This is a genomic window from Methylorubrum salsuginis (genome assembly GCF_900114375.1).
GTDB lineage: Bacteria > Pseudomonadota > Alphaproteobacteria > Rhizobiales > Beijerinckiaceae > Methylobacterium > Methylobacterium salsuginis.
Genome location: NZ_FOSV01000026.1, coordinates 1 through 18,760, shown reverse-complemented (window position 1 = coordinate 18,760; position 18,760 = coordinate 1). Strand labels below are relative to the sequence as shown.

At 71.4% G+C, this 18,760-nt stretch carries 15 protein-coding genes; 7 read left to right on the top strand and 8 right to left on the bottom strand.

The features are described 5' to 3' along the window. Positions 1–387: 387 nt before the first annotated feature. Positions 388–1,332: a LolA family protein gene (locus tag BM140_RS21610; RefSeq protein ID WP_091951005.1), complete on the bottom strand. Its 945-nt coding sequence runs from the start codon at positions 1,330–1,332 to the stop codon at positions 388–390. 148 nt (positions 1,333–1,480) lie between these two features. Further along, the gene (locus BM140_RS21605) at positions 1,481–4,792 is read right to left on the bottom strand and encodes a DNA translocase FtsK (RefSeq protein ID WP_091951003.1); all 3,312 of its coding nucleotides are present in this window, start codon (positions 4,790–4,792) and stop codon (positions 1,481–1,483) included. Between the two features lie 363 nt (positions 4,793–5,155). On the opposite strand from BM140_RS21605, the gene BM140_RS21600 reads away from it, so the two are divergent. The 3 genes from BM140_RS21600 to BM140_RS21590 all read left to right on the top strand — a co-directional run bounded on the left by BM140_RS21600 (position 5,156) and on the right by BM140_RS21590 (position 8,153). Continuing rightward, the gene (locus BM140_RS21600; protein WP_091951001.1) at positions 5,156–7,255 is read left to right on the top strand and encodes an NAD(+) synthase; all 2,100 of its coding nucleotides are present in this window, start codon (positions 5,156–5,158) and stop codon (positions 7,253–7,255) included. A gap of 184 nt (positions 7,256–7,439) precedes the next feature. Next, positions 7,440–7,667 (top strand): hypothetical protein, encoded by a 228-nt coding sequence (locus BM140_RS21595; protein WP_091950999.1) that lies wholly within the window; start codon positions 7,440–7,442, stop codon positions 7,665–7,667. A gap of 84 nt (positions 7,668–7,751) precedes the next feature. Next, positions 7,752–8,153 (top strand): PilZ domain-containing protein, encoded by a 402-nt coding sequence (locus BM140_RS21590; RefSeq protein WP_091950997.1) that lies wholly within the window; start codon positions 7,752–7,754, stop codon positions 8,151–8,153. Between the two features lie 248 nt (positions 8,154–8,401). On the opposite strand, the gene BM140_RS21585 is transcribed toward BM140_RS21590, so the two are convergent. Beyond that, the gene (locus BM140_RS21585; RefSeq protein ID WP_091950995.1) at positions 8,402–8,836 is read right to left on the bottom strand and encodes an HIT family protein; all 435 of its coding nucleotides are present in this window, start codon (positions 8,834–8,836) and stop codon (positions 8,402–8,404) included. A 161-nt stretch (positions 8,837–8,997) separates the two neighbouring features. Between BM140_RS21585 and BM140_RS21580 the strand changes: the two genes are divergently transcribed. Further along, complete coding sequence (locus tag BM140_RS21580; RefSeq protein WP_091950993.1) at positions 8,998–10,086, top strand: cation diffusion facilitator family transporter; 1,089 nt, start codon at positions 8,998–9,000, stop codon at positions 10,084–10,086. A gap of 174 nt (positions 10,087–10,260) precedes the next feature. Here the strand turns inward: BM140_RS21580 and BM140_RS21575 are convergent, their stop codons facing one another. Together BM140_RS21575 and BM140_RS21570 are read right to left on the bottom strand one after the other, a co-directional pair. Further along, positions 10,261–11,418: a M20 aminoacylase family protein gene (locus tag BM140_RS21575; RefSeq protein WP_091950991.1), complete on the bottom strand. Its 1,158-nt coding sequence runs from the start codon at positions 11,416–11,418 to the stop codon at positions 10,261–10,263. Beyond that, positions 11,415–12,638 carry a GNAT family N-acetyltransferase gene (locus BM140_RS21570; protein WP_091950989.1) on the bottom strand — a complete coding sequence of 408 codons (1,224 nt, stop codon included), beginning with the start codon at positions 12,636–12,638 and terminating at the stop codon, positions 11,415–11,417. Before BM140_RS21570 ends, BM140_RS21575 begins: the two co-directional genes overlap by 4 nt. A gap of 273 nt (positions 12,639–12,911) precedes the next feature. On the opposite strand from BM140_RS21570, the gene BM140_RS21565 reads away from it, so the two are divergent. Further along, on the top strand, positions 12,912–13,637 hold the full coding sequence (locus BM140_RS21565) for an SOS response-associated peptidase (protein ID WP_091950987.1): 726 nt from the start codon (positions 12,912–12,914) through the stop codon (positions 13,635–13,637). 64 nt (positions 13,638–13,701) lie between these two features. After that, on the top strand, positions 13,702–14,985 hold the full coding sequence (locus tag BM140_RS21560) for a glycosyltransferase family 61 protein (RefSeq protein ID WP_091950985.1): 1,284 nt from the start codon (positions 13,702–13,704) through the stop codon (positions 14,983–14,985). 63 nt (positions 14,986–15,048) lie between these two features. On the opposite strand, the gene BM140_RS21555 is transcribed toward BM140_RS21560, so the two are convergent. Both BM140_RS21555 and BM140_RS21550 read right to left on the bottom strand, forming a co-directional pair. Continuing rightward, entirely contained in the window at positions 15,049–16,302 is a 1,254-nt protein-coding gene (locus BM140_RS21555) for a class I SAM-dependent RNA methyltransferase (RefSeq protein ID WP_091950983.1), read from the bottom strand. Continuing rightward, a complete protein-coding gene (locus tag BM140_RS21550) occupies positions 16,281–17,048 on the bottom strand; it encodes a TlyA family RNA methyltransferase (protein WP_091950981.1) in 768 nt (255 codons plus the stop codon). The genes BM140_RS21555 and BM140_RS21550 overlap by 22 nt, the downstream gene beginning before the upstream one ends. A gap of 266 nt (positions 17,049–17,314) precedes the next feature. Here BM140_RS21550 and BM140_RS21545 point away from each other — a divergent pair, with 266 nt between their 5' ends. Then, positions 17,315–17,890, top strand: a complete 576-nt coding sequence (locus BM140_RS21545; protein ID WP_425287078.1) for a superoxide dismutase family protein — start codon at positions 17,315–17,317, stop codon at positions 17,888–17,890. 184 nt (positions 17,891–18,074) lie between these two features. On the opposite strand, the gene BM140_RS21540 is transcribed toward BM140_RS21545, so the two are convergent. After that, the coding region (locus BM140_RS21540) for a transketolase C-terminal domain-containing protein (protein ID WP_280142621.1) at positions 18,075–18,760 on the bottom strand (686 nt) is incomplete at its 5' end.

Genomic DNA, 18,760 nt, shown 5'->3' with positions numbered 1-18,760 from the left:
GTTTTGCCGCAGTCTTGACGATAACCTATGATGCGCCCCGGAGGGACTATAGCCTATGTTACGGCGCCGATGATATTTCGACATCACCCGAGCGCATTGGGCCGGGTCGCGTCTTCGGCACGATGCGCCCCGATTCCGTGATGCATCGGCATCTCCGAAAGCCGGTCCTCATCCCACCGGCCGATGCTCTCGCTCGAGGCTCGATTCATCCGTCCTTGCGAGGGAGGGCGCACGCCATCGAGAGCGTGCCATCGGCGGGGACGGCCAGGCGGCGGCGTCCGCTCGGTCATCGCCGCGCCCCAGCGAAGGGGCGAGGCCATGGATTGCGTCCGCCCCTCGGCGATGACGGCGCGGCTCGGAGCCGGGCCGATCACCCGGGGACCGCTCTCAGGGATTCTGGCTCTGGAGCTGGCGCTGGATCGCCTTGTCCTCGGCGCGGCCGTAATTGATGAAGAACTGCGATCCGTCGACCGCCTTGCCCTTCTGCAGGTTGGTGAGCTGCACCGTGGTGAGGTAGCCCTGCGGATCGGTGATCCGCCACTGCGACAGGGTCTTCATCTCGGCGTCGAAGTAGAGCTGGATCTTCGAGGTGCCGCCGAGCGTCGAGCGGTCTTCCAGCGCGATGCGCACGCCGCCCGGATCGTTCGTCACTTCCGTGACCGTCAGGTCGCGGGCGAGGTCCATCTTCTCGCGCAGCAGGAATTTCAGCGGCGTCTGCGAGATGAAGTAGAGATCCTGGGTGCCGAGCTTGCGGTCGCGCACGGCCACCGAGGTGCCGTCGGCCACCACTTCGAGGGGGGAGGGCTGGTCGTACTCGAAGCGCAGCCGCCCGGGCTTCACCAGCGAGAGCTTGCCGCCGATGCGCCGCCCGTCGGCGCCGATCTGGATGAACGAGCCGGTCAGCGTCTGGAAGCTGTTGAAGTAGGCGTTGGCCCCGGCGACGATCTGGGCCGGGTCGGCATCCTGCAACGAGGCGCCGAGATTGGGCGCGCCGACCGCCGCGACGCGGGTGCCGGCGGGCGCCGCGGCAGGGGCGGGCGCGGCGGGCTTGCCCGCCGCCTTGATGCTGCCGGTCTTGTCCTGGGATTTGTCGGTCGCCGCCGCCTTCTCCTTGGCGGGCTTGGACGCCTTGTCCGCCTTCTTGGCCGGCGCCGCGGGGGCCGCTTCCGGCTCGGGCTCCGGCGCCGCGGGCGGGGCCGGAGGCTCTTCCTTGCGGCCGAACAGGCCGTCGAGGAAGGACGAGACCTGGGCGCTCGCGGGCTGCGGCTGGAGCGCCAGCGCGGCCATCACGAGCAGCGGACCGGCGGCGGGGCGGAAGCGTCGGCCAGTCATCGTGTGGGCATCTCCCAGGGTGCGGGCGGGGGGCCGGGCGGTGCGGCCCCGGCCGGGGCGGGCAGGCCTCGGCACGGAGGGTCCGAAATCGTGGCCTGCGATAGAGCCGGCCCCTGTGGCGAATATGCGACGGGGGCCGGATTTGATGTCACTCGTCGTCGTAACCGCCGGACGGCGCACCGGCGAGGCCTTCGACCAGGATCTCGCGCTTGCCGGCGTGGTTGGCCGGGCCGACGATGCCCTCGATCTCCATCCGCTCCATGATCGAGGCGGCGCGGTTGTAGCCGATCTGGAGACGGCGCTGGATGTAGCTCGTCGAGGCCTTGCGGTCGCGCAGCACCACGGCGATGGCCTGCTCGTAGAGTTCGCCACCCTCGGCCCCGGCGGTCGCCGCGAAGGCGCCGATGTCGAAGACCGGGGCGTCGGCCTCCTCGACTTCCGCGAAATCGTCCTTCTCGGCCTTGGCCGCGGCCTTGGAGCCCTTGGCGGGCTTTTCCGGCTGGTCGGAGGAGCCGTCGTCGGCGGTGACGGCTTCGAGATAGGAGGGCCGGCCCTGGCGCTTGAGATGCGCCACGACGGTCTCGACTTCCGAATCCGAGCAGAACGGGCCGTGGACGCGGGTGGTGCGGCCGCCGCCGGCCATGAACAGCATGTCGCCCTGGCCCAGTAGCTGCTCGGCGCCCATCTCGCCCAGGATCGTGCGCGAGTCGATCTTGCTCGTCACCTGGAAGGAGATGCGGGTCGGGAAGTTCGCCTTGATCGTGCCGGTGATGACGTCGACCGAGGGACGCTGCGTCGCCATGATCAGGTGGATGCCCGCCGCGCGCGCCATCTGGGCGAGACGCTGGATCGCGCCCTCGATGTCCTTGCCGGCCACCATCATCAGGTCGGCCATCTCGTCGACCACGATGACGATGTAGGGGAGGGGGTTGAGGTCCATGTCCTGGTCCTCGTAGACCGCCTCGCCGGTGGTGCGGTCGAAGCCGGTCTGGACCGTGCGGGTGATGGTCTCGCCGCGGTTGCGGGCTTCCTTCATGCGGGCATTGTAGCCGTCGATGTTGCGCACGCTGATCTTGGACATCTTCTTGTAGCGCTCCTCCATCTCGCGCACGGCCCATTTGAGGGCGATGACCGCCTTCTTGGGGTCGATGACGACGGGGGAGAGCAGGTGCGGGATGCCGTCATAGACCGACAGTTCCAGCATCTTGGGATCGACCATGATCAGGCGGCACTCTTCGGGCTTGAGCCGGTAGAGCAGCGACAGGATCATGGTGTTGATGGCGACCGACTTGCCCGAGCCGGTAGTGCCGGCGACGAGCAGGTGCGGCATCCGGGCGAGGTCGGCGATGATCGGCTCGCCGCCGATGTTCTTGCCCAGGCACAAAGCGAGCTTGTGCTTGGTCTCGACGAAATCGACCGAGGCCAGCAGTTCGCGCAGGTAGACGGTCTCGCGCACCGGGTTCGGCAGCTCGATGCCGATGACGTTGCGGCCCGGCACCACGGCGACGCGGGCGGAGACGGCGGACATCGAGCGGGCGATGTCGTCCGACAGGCCGATGACGCGCGAGGATTTGGTGCCCGGAGCCGGCTCCAGCTCGTAGAGGGTGACGACGGGGCCGGGGCGCACGGCGAGGATGTCGCCGCGCACGCCGAAATCCTGCACGGTCTGCTGGAGGTTGAGGGCGTTCTGCTCCAACTCGTCGGCATCGACCTCCTCGCCGTCGGGCAGCGGCGGCTCGGCCAGCAATTCGAGCGAGGGCAGCGTGTAGTCGGCGTTGCCGACGAAGGTCATCTCCAGATGGCGACCGGCCGGGATCAGGGCCGGGCGCTCGGGCAGATACGCGCGGGGGCGGTTCTCGGGCTCGGCGGCGACGGGGGCAGACGCGGCTTGCTCGACGGCCTCCTCGACGACGGGCTCGAGGCTCGCCTCGATCACGGGCTCCTCGAACGCCTCGGCGATCAGGGCGGCCTCGTCGGCGGGCGCGGCCTTGCTGCGCAGGAGGACCGGGCGGGCCGGGATCGTCAGCGGCTGGACCGCCGCCGCCGGCTGGGCGACCGGTTGGGCGAAGGGCTGAGCCTGCGCCGGCTGGGCGACCGGCTGCGGGGCGAACACCTCCGGCGGGACGACGACATCCTGCGGGGCAGGGGAGGGGGCCGCCTCCGCGACGGCGGCGGGCGCCGCGGCCGTCATGAAGCCCGGACCGGTCGCGGCCTCGTAGGCGTCGGCGGGGAAGACCGCCGCGCGGGCCGCCATGGCATGGAGCCGGCGGCGCGGCGCGACCTGGAAGGCGGGCCGCTCCGCGACCGGAGCCACCTCGACCCGAGCCGGCTCGATCCGAGCCAGCTCGGCGGACAGCGCCGCGGCAGGAGCCGCCGCGGTGACGGCGTCGAACGCGGGGGCGTCGAATGCGGAGGCGTGACATTCGGGAGCCTGGGCCTCGGGCGCCGGCACCTCGACGACCCGGACCTCGACCACCTGCCCCTCGGCGGGGCCGAACCAGCCGTGCAGCTCCGACCAATCGGGAACGTCGGCCCAATCGGACGGCTCGGCCGGGACCGGCGGGATGAACGGTGCCTCGAACGCCGCCGCGGCGGGGAGGGCGACCGCGTCGATCGTGACGGGCTCCGGCGCGAACGCGACGGCGGCGGGCTCCAGGGAGACGGGCACGACGGGCTTCGGGCGACGGTCGGGGGTGCGGAAGAAGCTGACGCCCGGCGGCGGCACGAACGGGCGGCGCCAGCTCGGCAGGGCCTCGACCGACTGTGCCGAAAGGGCGCGCGCCGATTCCTCCGCCCGCGCGGCGGCCTCGGCGGCCTCGCGCTCGGCAGCCTCGAGGGCGGCCAGACGCGCCTGCTCGGCCTCCCGCGCCGCGGCCTCGGCGGCGGCTTGGGCGGCGATCTGCGCGTCGAGCAGGGCCTGGGCGCGATCTTGCGCCTCGCGCTCCGCCTCCAGCGCCCGGCGGCGGCGCTCCATCAGCACCGGGTCGGGCGTGCGGGTGAAGCGCACGGCGGGCTCGGGATTGAGCTGCGGCATCGCCTCGGCGAGCCCCTGCTGCATCGCATGGACCGCCGGCAGCGGCACCGCCTCGGGCGCGATGGCGGCGGGGCGGCGGGGCGTGCGCACGAGAACCCCGGGTCCGGAAGCGCGGCTGTCGATCCGGCTCTCGAAGGCCGGATCGGCCGGATCGGCGTAGGCGGTCATCGGGCGGGCCGGAGCCGGCATCTCGAAGGCGGGCTCCTGCGGCTCCCAGGAATGCGGCGAGCCCTGGGGGGCAGAGGCGCGGCCGAGCATGGCGCCCGGCGGCACGAGCCAGCTCGGCATGGCGGCGGCCTCGAAGCCGTCCGGGCCGGGCAGGGCCGCTTCGGCGGCGTGCGGGTGCGGAAGGGCGCGCGGCAGCGCCCGCGGCGGGGCGGGCGGGGCGCCGACGAGGCGCCGGGTGAGGTTGGCGCGCAGGTTCATGAGTCGGTGGGCGAGGCCGCCCGCCGAGAGGTCCAGGCGATCCCCGCCGCGGCTCGGCCGCGACGGATCACGATGCGAATGCGGAGGCCGTCCGGAAGCGCGCATGATCTGTGAGATGACTCGAAACAAGGTCCGGCTCCCCCTGGAGCGGTTCTCCCCCAGTTAGGCGGATCGTCGTTAACGAACGCTTGCCCTCCCCTCGGATCGCCCGTCCCGCGGGTGCGATGCGCAACGCCTCCGAACCGGATATCCTCGTGGCCGGTTGGACCCTTGGCGGTCTTTTTTGGGACTTGCCCTTCGCTGCTGCCGGCAAGGGTGAGGATACGCCGCCAACCCGTTGATTGACTACGCCTTCCGCCGTTCATGGGGAGGGCAAGGCCCGAGGCGAGCGTCGAGGTTACGGTGAGCCAGAGCACCCCGCAAAAGCCCTTCCGCTCGCTCTACGCCCACGGCTTCGCCCGGGTCGCGGCCTGCACCGGCCGCAGCCATCCGGGCGACCCGGCGGCCAATGTCGAGGCGATCCTGGCGCTGGCCCAGGCGTGCCATGCGGAAGGCGCGGCGCTCGCGGTCTTCCCCGAACTCTGCGTCTCGTCCTACGCCATCGAGGACCTGTTCCTGCAGACCGCCCTGCTCGACGCGGTGGAGGCCGGGATCGCCCGGCTGGTCGCGGCGAGCGCTCGCCTCACCCCCGTCCTCGTCGTCGGCGCGCCGGTCCGCTGGCGCCACCGGATCTACAACGCCGCGCTCGCGATCCACGGCGGGCGGCTCCTCGGGGTGGTGCCCAAAAGCTACCTGCCGAACTACCGGGAGTTCTACGAAAAGCGCCACTTCGCCTCCGGCGCCGGGCTGACCGGCGAGACCATCCGGGTCGCCGGCGTCGAGGCGCCGTTCGGCACCGACCTGCTGTTTGAGGCCGACGACGTGCCCGGCTTCCGGCTCGCCATCGAGATCTGCGAGGACCTGTGGGTGCCGCAGACGCCGGGCATGGAGGCGGTGCTGGCGGGCGCGACCGTGATCGCAAACCCCTCGGGCAGCCCGATCACCGTGGGCCGGGCCGATTCCCGCGAGCTCCTCACCCGTGCCGCCTCGATGCGGGGCCTGTGCGCCTACGTCTACGCCGCCGCGGGCACGGGCGAATCCACCACCGACCTGTCCTGGGACGGGCAGACCAGCATCGACGAGAACGGCGTGCGGCTGGCCGAAGGGCAGCGCTTTCCCGAAGGCCCCGTGGCGACGCTCGCCGACATCGACCTCGACCTCCTGACCCAGGAGCGGCGCCAGGCCGGCAGCCTCGACGACAATGCGCGGGCACGCGGCGCGATCTCCTTCCGCACGATCCCCTTCCGCCTCGATCCGCCGTCCGGCGATCTGGGCCTTCGGCGGCGCGTCGAGCGCTTTCCCTTCGTGCCTTCCGATCCGGCCCGCCTCGCCCAGGATTGCTACGAGGCCTACAACATTCAGGTCGCGGGCCTCGCCCAGCGGCTCTCCGCCACCGGCACCAAGCGGGCGGTGATCGGCGTCTCGGGCGGGCTCGATTCGACCCACGCGCTGATCGTGGTCGCCAAGGCCTTCGACCGCCTCGGCCTGCCGCGAAAGGACATCCTGGCCTACACCCTGCCGGGCTTCGCCACCTCGGACGAGACGAAGACCAACGCCCACGCGCTGATGCGGGCGATCGGCACGACGTTCGAGGAGATCGACATCCGCCCCGCCGCCCGGCAGATGCTCTCCGACATGGGCCATCCGTTCGGGCGGGGCGAGGCGGTCTACGACGTCACCTTCGAGAACGTGCAGGCGGGGCTTCGCACCGATTACCTGTTTCGGCTCGCCAACCAGCACGGCGGCATCGTCATCGGCACCGGCGACCTGTCGGAGCTGGCGCTCGGCTGGTCGACCTACGGCGTCGGCGACCAGATGAGTCATTACGGCGTCAACGCCGGCGTGCCCAAGACCCTGATCCAGCACCTGATCCGCTGGGTCATCGCCTCCGGGCAGTTCGGCGCGGACGAGAACCGGACGCTGCGGGCCGTGCTCGACACCGAGATTTCGCCCGAACTCGTGCCGGCCACCGAGGGGGAGGGGCCGCAGAGCACGGAAGCCAAGATCGGCCCCTACGCGCTGCAAGACTTCAATCTCTGGTTCACGCTGCGCCACGGCTTCGCGCCCTCCAAGATCGCGTTCCTGGCGCTGCACGCCTGGGGAGACGCAGGGGCCGGCGACTGGCCGCCGGATTTCCCGGAGGCCAAGCGGGTCGCCTACGATCTGTCGACGATCCGGCGCTGGCTGTCCGTGTTCCTCGACCGGTTCTTCCGCTTCAGCCAGTTCAAGCGCTCGGCGCTCCCCAACGGTCCCAAGGTCTCGGCGGGCGGCGCCCTGTCGCCTCGGGGCGACTGGCGCGCGCCGTCCGATTCCACCGCGCGGGCGTGGCTGGACGAATTGGAGCGGAACGTGCCGACGGGGTGAAGGCGGGAAGCAGGCCTCCCGATAAGCAGCAGTTCGCGCGAAACCGTTCCGCACCGTGAGCCCGCTCCGTGCGCCCGCGCACGCGCCGCCGGTCTTGCCGACTTGCCTGTGTCCTGCCGACACAAACCGGACCGATTGCCGGGCTATCCGCCCGGCCGAGGGTGCGGCGAAGCGGAGGCCACCGATGCGCAGCTACAACGTGTTCCGGCGGAAGGGGGGCGAGGCCCTTTGCTGCGCCGTGCCGGAGAGCCGCGCCGTGCCGCGCTTCGTCGGCGGCCGCCGCTGGATCTTCGGCGGCAAGATCGACGCGGATGCCGCCCCTCCCCCCGGCTTCGACGACCGCGCCGCCGCCACTGCCGTGCGCTTCAACGGCTTCTACCTGTTCCAGGCGCTCGACGACCGGGCCTCCTGACCGCCGAATCGCGGATTCCGTCGAGCTTTCCTTAAGGGCTGTGTCGTAGGTTCGCGGGAATCGTCGGGGCCGGAGGCCGACACCATGAGCAGCGAGCAGCGCCAGGACATCCGCAAGCGGACCTTCCTGAAGGGGCGAATCCTCTTCAACAAGGGCGCGTCCTCGATGGACTGCCTGGTCCGCGATATGTCGGAGACCGGCGCACGACTGGAGCTCTCCGAGACCAGCACCCTGCCCGAGGTGTTCGACCTCTACATCCCGCAGAAGGATGAGACCTTCCGGGCCACCCTGCGCTGGCGCCGCGACGGCGGCGTCGGCATCGCCTTCGCCGAACACCCGGCGAAACCGGCCGCCGCCGATCCGGCACCGATGCCCGACGCGTCCATCACCGTGCTGCTGCGCCGGATCGCCGAGCTGGAAGCCGAGAACGCGGCCCTGCGCTCGGTGCTCACGACGCTCAGCGCCGGCAAGGCCAGCGCGGCCTGATAGCCATCGGCGATGATCCTGACGCATCGCCGATTGCCCCCGCGACGGCGGGCGTGCGCCGGACGCACGGAACAGGACCATCGGTCCGGTTCCGTGCCGCTTGGTATGAGTTGGACTCATACCGAATCCGCTCGATCCCTTCGGGATGGCGGATTTGGGCTTCGCTCAAGGGCCGCGCGGGCTTGCCGATACGGTCCCCGCTCGAATTAAGCAGAAACCGTATCAGACCGCCGGGCTTGAGCGGGTCGTCACGCCATCTCGTCCAGTGCGGCGCGAATTCGCGCGGCGTGCTCGGCCAGCACCGCGTTGTCGGCCATGCCGCCCTCGTGGCGCTTGAGCGCCACGCCCTCGCGGCGCGGGATCACGTGAACGTGCAGGTGGAATACCGTCTGCCCGCCCGCCGGCTCGTTGAACTGGAACACGGTGAGCCCGTCGGCCGAGAACGCTTGTCTCACCGCACGCCCGACCCGTTGCACGCTGGCGATCAGCGCGGCGAGCGTCGCCGGCTCGGCATCGAGCAGGCCGCGGCTCGGCGCCTTGGGAATCACCAGAGTGTGCCCTTCGCCCTGGGGCATCACGTCCATGAAGGCGAGCGTGTGCGCGTCCTCGTAGACCTTATGGGCCGGAATCTCCCCGCGCAGGATTTTCGCGAAGATGTTGTCGGGATCATACGGCGACGTCATGCAGCGTTCTCCACTCGCCCGGCACGTTGCACGGGCCGGCCCGAGCCGTCGACTGCGAAAAATCATCCCGGCCCATCCGCGTCGAACCATGCGGCCCATGCGCGCGTTGGATGCCCCATGACGACGGCGACGCTTCCGGGGCGCCGAGCGGGAGCGCGAGAATGGCCGAGAGCACGGGTGCGATCTACACGGCAGCGGGGGCCAACCTCGCCATCGCGGCGGCGAAGTTCGTCGGCGCCTTCCTGACCGGCTCGACGGCGATGCTGGCGGAGGGCGCGCATTCGCTGGTCGACACCGCCAACCAGATCCTGCTGCTGGTCGGCCTCAAGCGGGCGGAGAAGCCGGCGGATGCCAAGCACCCCTTCGGCTACGGCCGCGAGGTGTATTTCTACGCCTTCATCGTCGCGCTGTTCATCTTCCTCGGCGGCGGCATCTTCGCGATCTACGAGGGCGCCCACAAGATCCAGCATCCCGAGCCCTCCGCCGACGCGACCCTCCTCGGCTTCCACCTCTCGGGCTTCTGGGTGAACGTCTCGATCCTCGGCTTCGCCATCATGGCGGAAGGCTATTCCTGCATGGTCGCGCTCAAGGCCTTCTGGGCCGAGAAGGGCGACCGCACCGCGATCACCGCGATCCAGCGCAGCAAGGACCCGTCGCTCTACACGATCCTGGTCGAGGACGTGGCGGCGCTGATCGGCCTTCTCATCGCCATGACGGGCGTGGTGGCGGCGCATCTGCTCGACATGCCGGTGCTCGACGGCTGGGCCTCGATCGGCATCGGCGTCGTGCTGATCGGCATGTCGATCTTCCTGATGTTCGAGACCCACGGCTTGCTGATCGGCGAGGCCGCCGACCCGGAGGTGGTCCGCTCGATCGACGCCGCGGTGCGCGAGGAGCCGGCGGTGCGCCACGTCAACGAGGTGCTGACCCAGCATCTCGGCCCCTCCGACATCCTCGTGAACCTCAGCCTCGACTTCGCCGACGAGATTCCCGCGGGCGAGGTGGAGCAGACGGTGGGCCGGCTGGAGCGGCGCATCAAGGCCAAGAGCCCGGACGTGAAGCGGGTGTTCATCGAGATCCAGGACCGCAAGGCCCACGCCGCGACGACGGATGCGGCGAAGACGAATGCCCCGACGGATGCCGGGAAGACGGATGTCGTGACGAAGGCCCCGGAAACGCCCGCCGCAAGCCCGGCCCGCGCCCCCACCGGCCCGCAGGCGGCCCCGCCCGGCTCGGCCGTGCCGGCCTGAAGGCCTCACAACGTCTCCGCTGGGCAGAGGGAGCCACGAAGAGCGCGTTCCCCTCCCCCTTGCGGGGAGGGGTCAGGGGTGGGGGTCGGGCAGAAGGCCCGCCTCCGGCTCCTCCCCGCAAAGGGGAGGAGAGGCGCCGCATCCGGCCGGCCGCGCGGGGATGAGAAGCCCGAGTCAGGCCCTGGCCCGCCGCTCCACCACCCGCGCCAGATACGCCGCGCCCAGCGGAATCAAACTGTCGTCGAAATCGAAGCTCGCATTGTGCAGGCCCGGCCCCGGCGTCGCGCCGAGCCACGCATAGGCGCCGGGCACCGCCGCGACCATGTCGGCGAAATCCTCGCTGCCCATGCGCGGGATCGTGTCGGCATCGACCTTGTCGGCGCCGAACAGCTCGCTCGCGATCTCGGCCGCGGCTCGCGCCTGCTCGGCGCTGTTGTCGAGCACCGAGAACACGTCGCGCAGATCGACCTCGATGGTGGCGCCGTAGGCCGCGGCGAACCCCTGCGCCAGCTCGCGGATGCGCTCGCCCACGAGCTTGCGCAAGGTGGCGTCGAAGGTCCGCACGGTGCCGGCCAGATGCGCGCCCTCGGGGATGACGTTGTAGGCTGCGCCCGCGTGGATCTGCGTGATCGAGACCACCGCGGCCTTGAGCGGGTCGCTGTTGCGGCTGACGATCGACTGCATCGCCTGGGCGAGACCGGTGGCGATCACGATCGGGTCGATGCCCTGCTGCGGCATCGCCGCGTGCGCGCCGCGCCCGGTGATGCGGATGTCGAAGAAGTCGGCCGCCGCCATCATCGGCCCGGTGCGGGTCTGGAACACGCCGTGCGGCCCCTGCGGCGCGTTGTGCAGCGCGTAGATCTCATCGACCGGAAAGCGTTCGAACAGCCCGTCGGCGATCATGGCGCGGGCGCCCCCTAAGCCCTCTTCCGCGGGCTGGAACACGAACACCGCCGTGCCGTCGAAGTCGCGGGTCTCGGCGAGGTAGCGGGCGGCCCCCACCAGCATGGTGGTGTGCCCGTCATGCCCGCAGGCGTGCATCTTGCCCGGCGTGGTCGAGCGGTAGGGGAGGTTGGTCTCCTCGGTGATCGGCAGGGCGTCCATGTCGGCGCGCAGGCCGATCCGGCGCGCGCCCGGCCGCCCCCGGAGCACGCCGACCACGCCGGTGCGCCCCAAGCCCCGGTGGACCTCGATGCCGAAGCGTTCGAGGTGCTCGGCCACGATCCCCGACGTCCGCACCTCCTCGAAGCCGATCTCGGGATGGGCGTGGAGGTCGCGCCGGAGGGCGGTCAACTCGTCGGCGTAGGTGCGGATGCGGTCGATCGGGCTCATGAATCCTCGTGGTCCTGTCCGCCGCGGCGAAACGGCGACATCTGCGCGTATTCGTCGATGGCCGCGCGCACGGCGGCCCGCTCGCGCTTGAGATAGTCGCCGACCGCGCGGCCGAGGCCCGCATCGGCGAAATCGTGGGCCGAGTGCATCGCGACCGGGCGGTAGCCGCGGGCAAGCTTGTGCTCGCCCTGCGCGCCGGCTTCCACCCGCTTGAGGCCGCGCGAGAGGGCGAAATCGATCGCCTGATAGTAGCAGACCTCGAAATGCAGGAACGGGTGGTCCTCCAGGCAGCCCCAGTTGCGCCCGTAGAGCGCGGTGTCGCCGATGAAGTTGATGGCGCCCGCAATCGGCCGCCCGTCCTTTCGGGCGATGACGAGCAGGATGCGATCCGCCATCCGCTCGCCGATCAGCGAGAAGAAGTGCCGGTTGAGATAGGGCCGGCCCCATTTGCGGGCGCCGGTGTCCTGATAGAACGCGTAGAACGCGTCCCAGTCGGCTTCCGTGATCTCCGCCCCGGTGCGGTGCTCGATGGTGATGCCTTGGGCGAGCGCGTCGCGCCGCTCGCGCTTGATCGCCTTGCGCTTGCGCGAGGCCAGGGCCCTCAGGAAATCGTCGAAGGTGGAATAACCCTCGTTGATCCAGTGGAACTGCTGGTCGATCCGCGGCAACATCCCGAGGGCTTCCGCCTGATCGGATTCGCGCTCCCGCAGGAAGGTGGCGTGGATCGAGGAGGCCTGCGTCTCCTCGCGCAGCGCCCTAAGGCCCGCAACGATGGCGGAGGCGGCCGCATCCGCATCCTCGCCCGGCGCGATCAGGAAGCGCGGGCCAGTGACGGGGGTGAACGGCACGCTGACCTGGAGTTTCGGGTAGTAATTGCCGCCGGCCCGCTCGTAGGCGTCGGCCCAGCCGTGGTCGAACACGTATTCGCCCTGACTGTGAGACTTCAGGTAGCAGGGCGCGGCGCCGACGAGCCGGCCCTCGCGCTCGACCCGCACATGCAACGGCAGCCAACCGGTGCGGCGGGAGACGCAGCCCGACTCTTCCAGCGCCGAGAGGAAGGCGTGGGAGACGAACGGGTTGAAGGTCTCGTCACCGGCCGAGAGGGTCTCGGGGGAGGTGGCACAGGCGTCCCACTCGGCGGCCTCGAACCGGGCGAGGCCCGGCACGGCCCGCACCTGCAGGACGGGCTCGGAACCGGTCGCCGTCGCGGGGGATGTCATGGCCGCCAACGTAGCGCCGCGGCGGCCGGGCGCAACGGGACATATGGTCGGAGCGAGAGCCATCGCTCGATCCGAGCGATGGCACCGTATGCCCGGCGCGAAGAGCGCCGCGCGGAGCGGGCCTCGGCGCCAGCCGAGGCGTCCAGCGGAGCGAGAAGCCTAAGGACGCGGACGCGGCCGTCGGCGCTTGAGGCCAAACAAGAAAAACCATTTCTGTGCGGGGCGCGTTGTGACGCCTTGATCCTCGGTCCCTCCGCACCCCAAATCCAAAAAATGTGCGGACGCTTCTTCATCGCCCAGGCACCGGAGGTCTACCGGACGGTCTACCGCTATTCCGAGCGACCGAACTTCCCCGGCCGCTACAACATCGCCCCGACCCAGCCGGTGCCCGTCGTGCTGACCGAGCAGGGCGAGCGGCATTTTCGCCTCGTGCGCTGGGGCCTGTGGCCTACTTGGCTCAAGGACCCGAGCGGTTTTCCGGTGCTGTTCAACGCCCGCATCGAATCGGCCGCCGAGAAGCCGGCCTTCCGCGGGGCGCTGCGGCATCGCCGCTGCGTCTTCCTTGCCGACGGCTTCTACGAGTGGCGCCGCGAGGGCACCGGCAAGGGCGCGGTCAAGCAGCCCTTCGCGGTGCGTCGAACGGATGACGCGCCGATGGCGCTCGCCGGCCTGTGGGAGCCCTGGGCCGGGGCCGACGGCTCGGAGGTCGATACGGGGGCCATCGTCACCTGCTCGGCCAACGGCACGCTCAGCGCGATCCACGAGCGCATGCCCGCGATCCTGAGCCCGGAGGCGGTGGAAGCGTGGCTCGACCCCCGGGTGGACGCCCCCGAAGCCGCCCGGCTCTGCCGTCCCTGCCCCGACGAATGGCTGCGGCTCGACGCCGTGAGCGAGCGCGTCAACGGCACCCGCCACGACGATCCGGCCTTGATCGAGCCGGTCGGCCGCACCCGGGCGGAGCCGCCGCCCCGCGCCATGGTTCAGGGCGAGCTGTTCTGAGCGCGTCCCGCTGGGCTTCGCGCCGTGCTAACCCGCGCGGCGAAGCCGACGGGGGAGGGCACGGTTGACGGGCGAGCCGACGCAACCAGCGCCCCCGAACTGGCTGAGCGAACAAAACCTCGTCCTCTCCTGCGAGGCCGCGCGTCTCTATGGCGAGGGCGGGTTTCCGGGCGATGCCGGCCTGCTGGCCCGTCTCTCGGGCCGGATCGCGCGCCACACCCGCGTCCTCGACACGGTCTTTCCCGGCTGCCCCGCCCGTGATCCCGGCGTGCCCCGCCTGCACGGCGGCGGCGCGGCGTTTCGCGGGGCCCAGGCGGCGCGCTTCGCGGAAAAATTCTCGGCCGTACCGCCGACGCTGCTGCTCGAATCCTGCGACATCCGTCTCTCCGGCAACGCGCTCTACACGCTGGAGGACGGGCACCTTGAAATCCTGTTCGAGACGGTCCGCCCGCAGGAGCGCCACGTCACCCCGGGGCCGAGACCGGACCCGGAGCAGGACGACGAGACCATCGGCGCGGACGGCCTGACCTTCCTCCTCAACTCCGGCGGCTCGTTCAATTATGGCCACTGGCTGATCGACGACCTGCCGCGCCTGCGGGCACTCGCCCCGCTCCGCGCCCGCTATCCCGGCCAACCGGTCACCGTCGCGCTCGTGGCCTACGTGCCCCATGTCGATGCCGCGCGGGCGCGCTCCGTCGCCCTGTTCCTCGGCGATCCGCGCGATGTCACCGTGCGCTTCCTCGACCGCACCAAGACCTACCACTTCGCCCGCCTTCACCACGCCACCCCCTGCGGCCTGCCGAACGACCGCAAGTCCCCGGATGCGCTCCGCTTCCTGCGCGAAAAAATCCGCCGCCGCACCCGGATGCCGCGCCTGTGGCAGCGGCTGCGCCGGCTCGGACGCCCCCCGGAGCGCCGCCTGTTCATCGACCGCCAGCCGGACCGCGGCCGGGCGCTGGTGGCGCGCGAGGGCGTGATGACGCTGCTCGCCCGCCACGGCTTCACCGTGATCGACCCCGAGACCCTGAGCCCGCGCCAGCAGGCGATCCGGTTCGCGCAGGCCGAGGTCGTCGTCGGCATCGCCGGCGCCGGCATGGCCAACACCGTGTTCTGCCGCCCCGGTACCCCGGTGATCCACCTCGTGCCCGAGGGCTGGGAAGACCCGTTCTACTGGGAGATCGCGGTGGCCTGCGGGCTGGCCTACCACGCCGTGTTCGGGCCGCGGGTGGTGTCGGAGAAGCCGGATTTCCTGCGGGATTTCCGCGTCGATCCTGCGGATCTCGCGGAAGCGCTCGAAGAATCCGGGCTCCGCCCGGACCCGCCGAGGGCTCGCCCTTGGAACCCCTGACTTCGAGCATCGGCCCGAAAGGTGGGAACCGGCTTTCGGAAAAAGCCGATGCAGCACAAGAGCCTAGCGAAGGCGCCTCGGCTTAGGGGCGGTCTTGCGAAAGATGCCGACCAGTTCGACATGGCCCGACCACGCGAACTGATCGACCGGCGTGACCCGCTCCAGCCGGTAGCCGCCCGCGATCAGGATGGCGGCGTCGCGGGCGAAGGTGCCGGCGTCGCAGGCGACCCCCACCACCAGCGGCACCTTGGATTCGGCGAGCCGGCGCGCCTGCGCCTCCGCGCCCGCCCGCGGCGGGTCGAACACCACCGCGTCGAGGCGGTCGAGTTCGGGCCCGAGCAGCGGACGGCGGAACAGGTCGCGCGCCTCGGCCGTGATCCGCGACAGCCCGGCCGCCGCCCGATAGGCGCGGGTCAGCGCCTGGATCGAGGCGGCGTCGCCCTCGGCGGCATGAACCTCGCGGCCGGTCGCCGCGAGCGCGAGCGCGAAGGGGCCGCTGCCGCAAAACAGGTCGGCGACGCGCTTGGCCTTGCCCATCGGCTCCAGCACGAGCTGGGTCAGCGCCGCCTCGCCCGCCGCCGTCGCCTGGAGAAAGCCGCCAGGCGGGGGCACCCGCCGGGCCATGCCCTCGCCGACGGCGGGTCCCCGGCGCTCCACCACGACATCGCCGTGCAGCGACAGCCGGGCGAGGTCGAGTTCGCCGGCGAGCCGGGTCAGCACGCCGCGCACGCCCTCGCTCACCGGCCCGTGGCCGCGGATATCCACGTCGAGCCCGGCACCCGCGGCGGTCACCGCCATGTCGAGGGGCTTGCGGCCGTGGCCGAGCGGGGCGGCGAGCGCTTCCGCGACCGCGGGCGCCCGGTGCAGACCCGGCACGGTGATCGGGCAATGGTCGAGCGGCACCAGCGCGTGGCTGCGCGCCGCCATCAGCCCGGCCTCGGCCCGGCCCTCGATCTCGCGCACATGCAGCACGATGCGCCGCCGTCCTTCACCCCGCGCGTCCAGCAGGGGCGCCAACTCCGTCTCGATCCGCGCCTGGGCCAGCGCGCCCTCGACGATGCCGCGCTTCCACGCCGCGTAGGGCTCGGGCGCGAGGTGCTGCACGGCGCAGCCGCCGCAGGCCGAATAGTATGGGCAGAACGGTTCGATGCGCTCAAGGGAGGGCGTCTCGACGGCCACCAGGGTGCCGTGGCGGCCCTCGCGGCGCACCTGCACGCGCTCGCCGGGCAGGGCGCCGGGCACGGGCAGGCCGTCCTCGGCGATCCCATCGCCGCGGGCGCCGAGACGGGCGATGGTCAGGGTCTCAGATTCAGACATGATGGGTTCGCATCATTCGTTTTCTTGGCGCCGATCAGGAATTCGCGGTTGCCGTCGCCGCCCTCGATGGGGGAGGGGATCAGGCCGAGGGGGGTGAAGCCGAGATCGGTGAGAAGGGTCCGCACCGCCTCGCAGACATCCGCATGCACGGCCTCGTCGCGGACGATGCCGCCGCGCCCGACCCGCTCGCGCCCGGCCTCGAATTGCGGCTTGATCAGCGCCACCAGCGCCGCCTCCCCCGCCAGCAACTCCGCGACCTTCGGCAGGACGAGGCGCAGGCCGATGAAGCTCACGTCGACGACGGCAAATTGCGGGACCGGGTCGAGCGCGTCGAGGGCGCGGATGTCGGTGCCCTCGCGCAAGCTGACGCGTGGGTCGGTGCGCAAGGCGGCGTCGAACTGGTCACGGCCGACATCGACGGCGTGGACATGGGCCGCGCCGCGGCGCAGCAGCACGTCGGTGAAGCCGCCGGTCGAGGCGCCGACATCGAGGCAGGGCAGGCCGGCGGGATCGAGTTCGAACGCGTCGAGGGCGGGGCTAAGCTTCAGCCCGCCGCGGGAGACGTAGGGATGCGGGGCGGCGGCCTCGATCCGCGCATCCGCGGCGATCGGGGCGGAGGGGCGCGTCACCGGGCAGCCGTCGGCGAAGACGAGGCCGGCCTCGATCGCGGCCCGCGCCTGCGCCCGGCTGCGGAAATGGCCGCGCTCGACCAGCACCCGGTCGGCACGGAGGCGTTCGCCCGTCATCCTCGTTCTCTCAAGTCTCTCTTCGCGGCCCCGCGGATTCGTGAAGGGCGGATCGTGACGGCGGCCGCCCCGGTGCCCCTGTCGCGCAGCCCCGCCACGCCTTACCTTGAGCGGGTCCAATGCGCGGTGCGGCTTCGAGCGCCCGCGCCGGGGTCGGATAATCCGGTTCCCCCCGAGGGCACAAGCAAGGTCACAAGCGGTCGCCCCGCGCCGGGCGGTCGCCATCGGGAGACGAACGACCCATGCGAGGACAGATGAGCGGTCTCATGACCCGTGCCAACCGACGCCTCCCGCTGGCCGCGGCCGCGCTCGCGGCCTTCTGCGTGCCCGCCTTGGCGCAGGCGCCCGCCAAGGAGCCTACGAAGGAACCCGCGAAGGAGGAGGCCTCGGCGCCGCAGACCTACGAGAGCGCCATCACCAACGGCAAGGGCGAGACCATCGGCAAGATCATGATCCGCGACGGGGCGAACTCGCTCGTCATGCGGGTGACGGTCCAGCCCGGCGGCCTGCCCCCCGGTTGGCACGGCATCCATTTCCACGCGGTCGGCGACTGCTCGGACCCGGAGAAGTTCGAGAAGTCGAAGTCCCACGTGAACCACGACCAGAGCAAGCACGGGCTGCTCAACCCCGACGGCCCGGACGAGGGCGACCTCCCCAACGTCTACGCCGCCGCCGACGGCTCGGTGAACGCGGAGGTCTCCAGCGAGACGCCGCTGACCGGCGAGGGGGGCCTACGCGACGGCGACGGCTCGGCTCTGATCGTCCACGCCAACGAGGACGACCACACCACCCAGCCGATCGGCGGCGCCGGCCCACGGATCGCCTGCGCGGTGATCAAGTAGGTCGCCAACGCTCAAACCCTCCCCCTCCGCGGGGGAGGGTGCCTCGCGGATGCGAGGCGGGAGAGGGGACGACGCTTCCGGAGAGTTCGGGTCGACGGCGACCAAGCGGCACCGGCGCTCCCCTCTCCCGACCCCCTTCGGGGGCCACCCTCCCCCCGCAGAGGGGGGAGGGCTTGGGGGCAGCTTATCGTTTCAGATTCACCACGCTGCTCTCGCGCGGCTCCTCCACCGCGCGCGGCGGCAGCGCGGCACGCACGGCTTTGAGGATGCCCTCGGCGTCGAGGCCGGCCTCGGCGTACATCTTCTCCGGCTTGTCGTGGTCCTGGTAGATGTCCGGCAGCGTCAGGGTCCGCACCCGGACCTGGCCGGCATCCAGCACGCCGCGCTCGGCCAGCAGATGCAGCACCATCGCCCCGAAGCCGCCGACCGAGCCCTCCTCGACCGTCACCAGAACCTCGTGGCTGCCCGCGAGATCCACCACCAGCTCCGCGTCGAGCGGCTTGGCGAAGCGCGCATCCGCCACCGTCACCGCCACGCCCTCGGCCTCCAGCGCGTCCGCCGCCTTCAGCGCCTCCGACAGCCGCGTGCCGAGCGACAGCAGCGCCACCCGCGCCCCCTCGGGACGGCGCACCACCCGGCCGCGGCCGATGGCCAGAACCTCGCCCTTCTCGGGAAGCTCGACGCCGACGCCCTCGCCGCGGGGATAGCGCAGCGCGATCGGGCCGCTGTCGTGGGCATGCGCGGTCGCCACCATGTGGACCAGCTCGGCCTCGTCGGCGGCCGCCATCACCGTCATGTTCGGCAGGCAGCAGAGATAGGCCAGATCGAACGCGCCCGCATGGGTCGCGCCGTCGGCACCGACCAGACCGG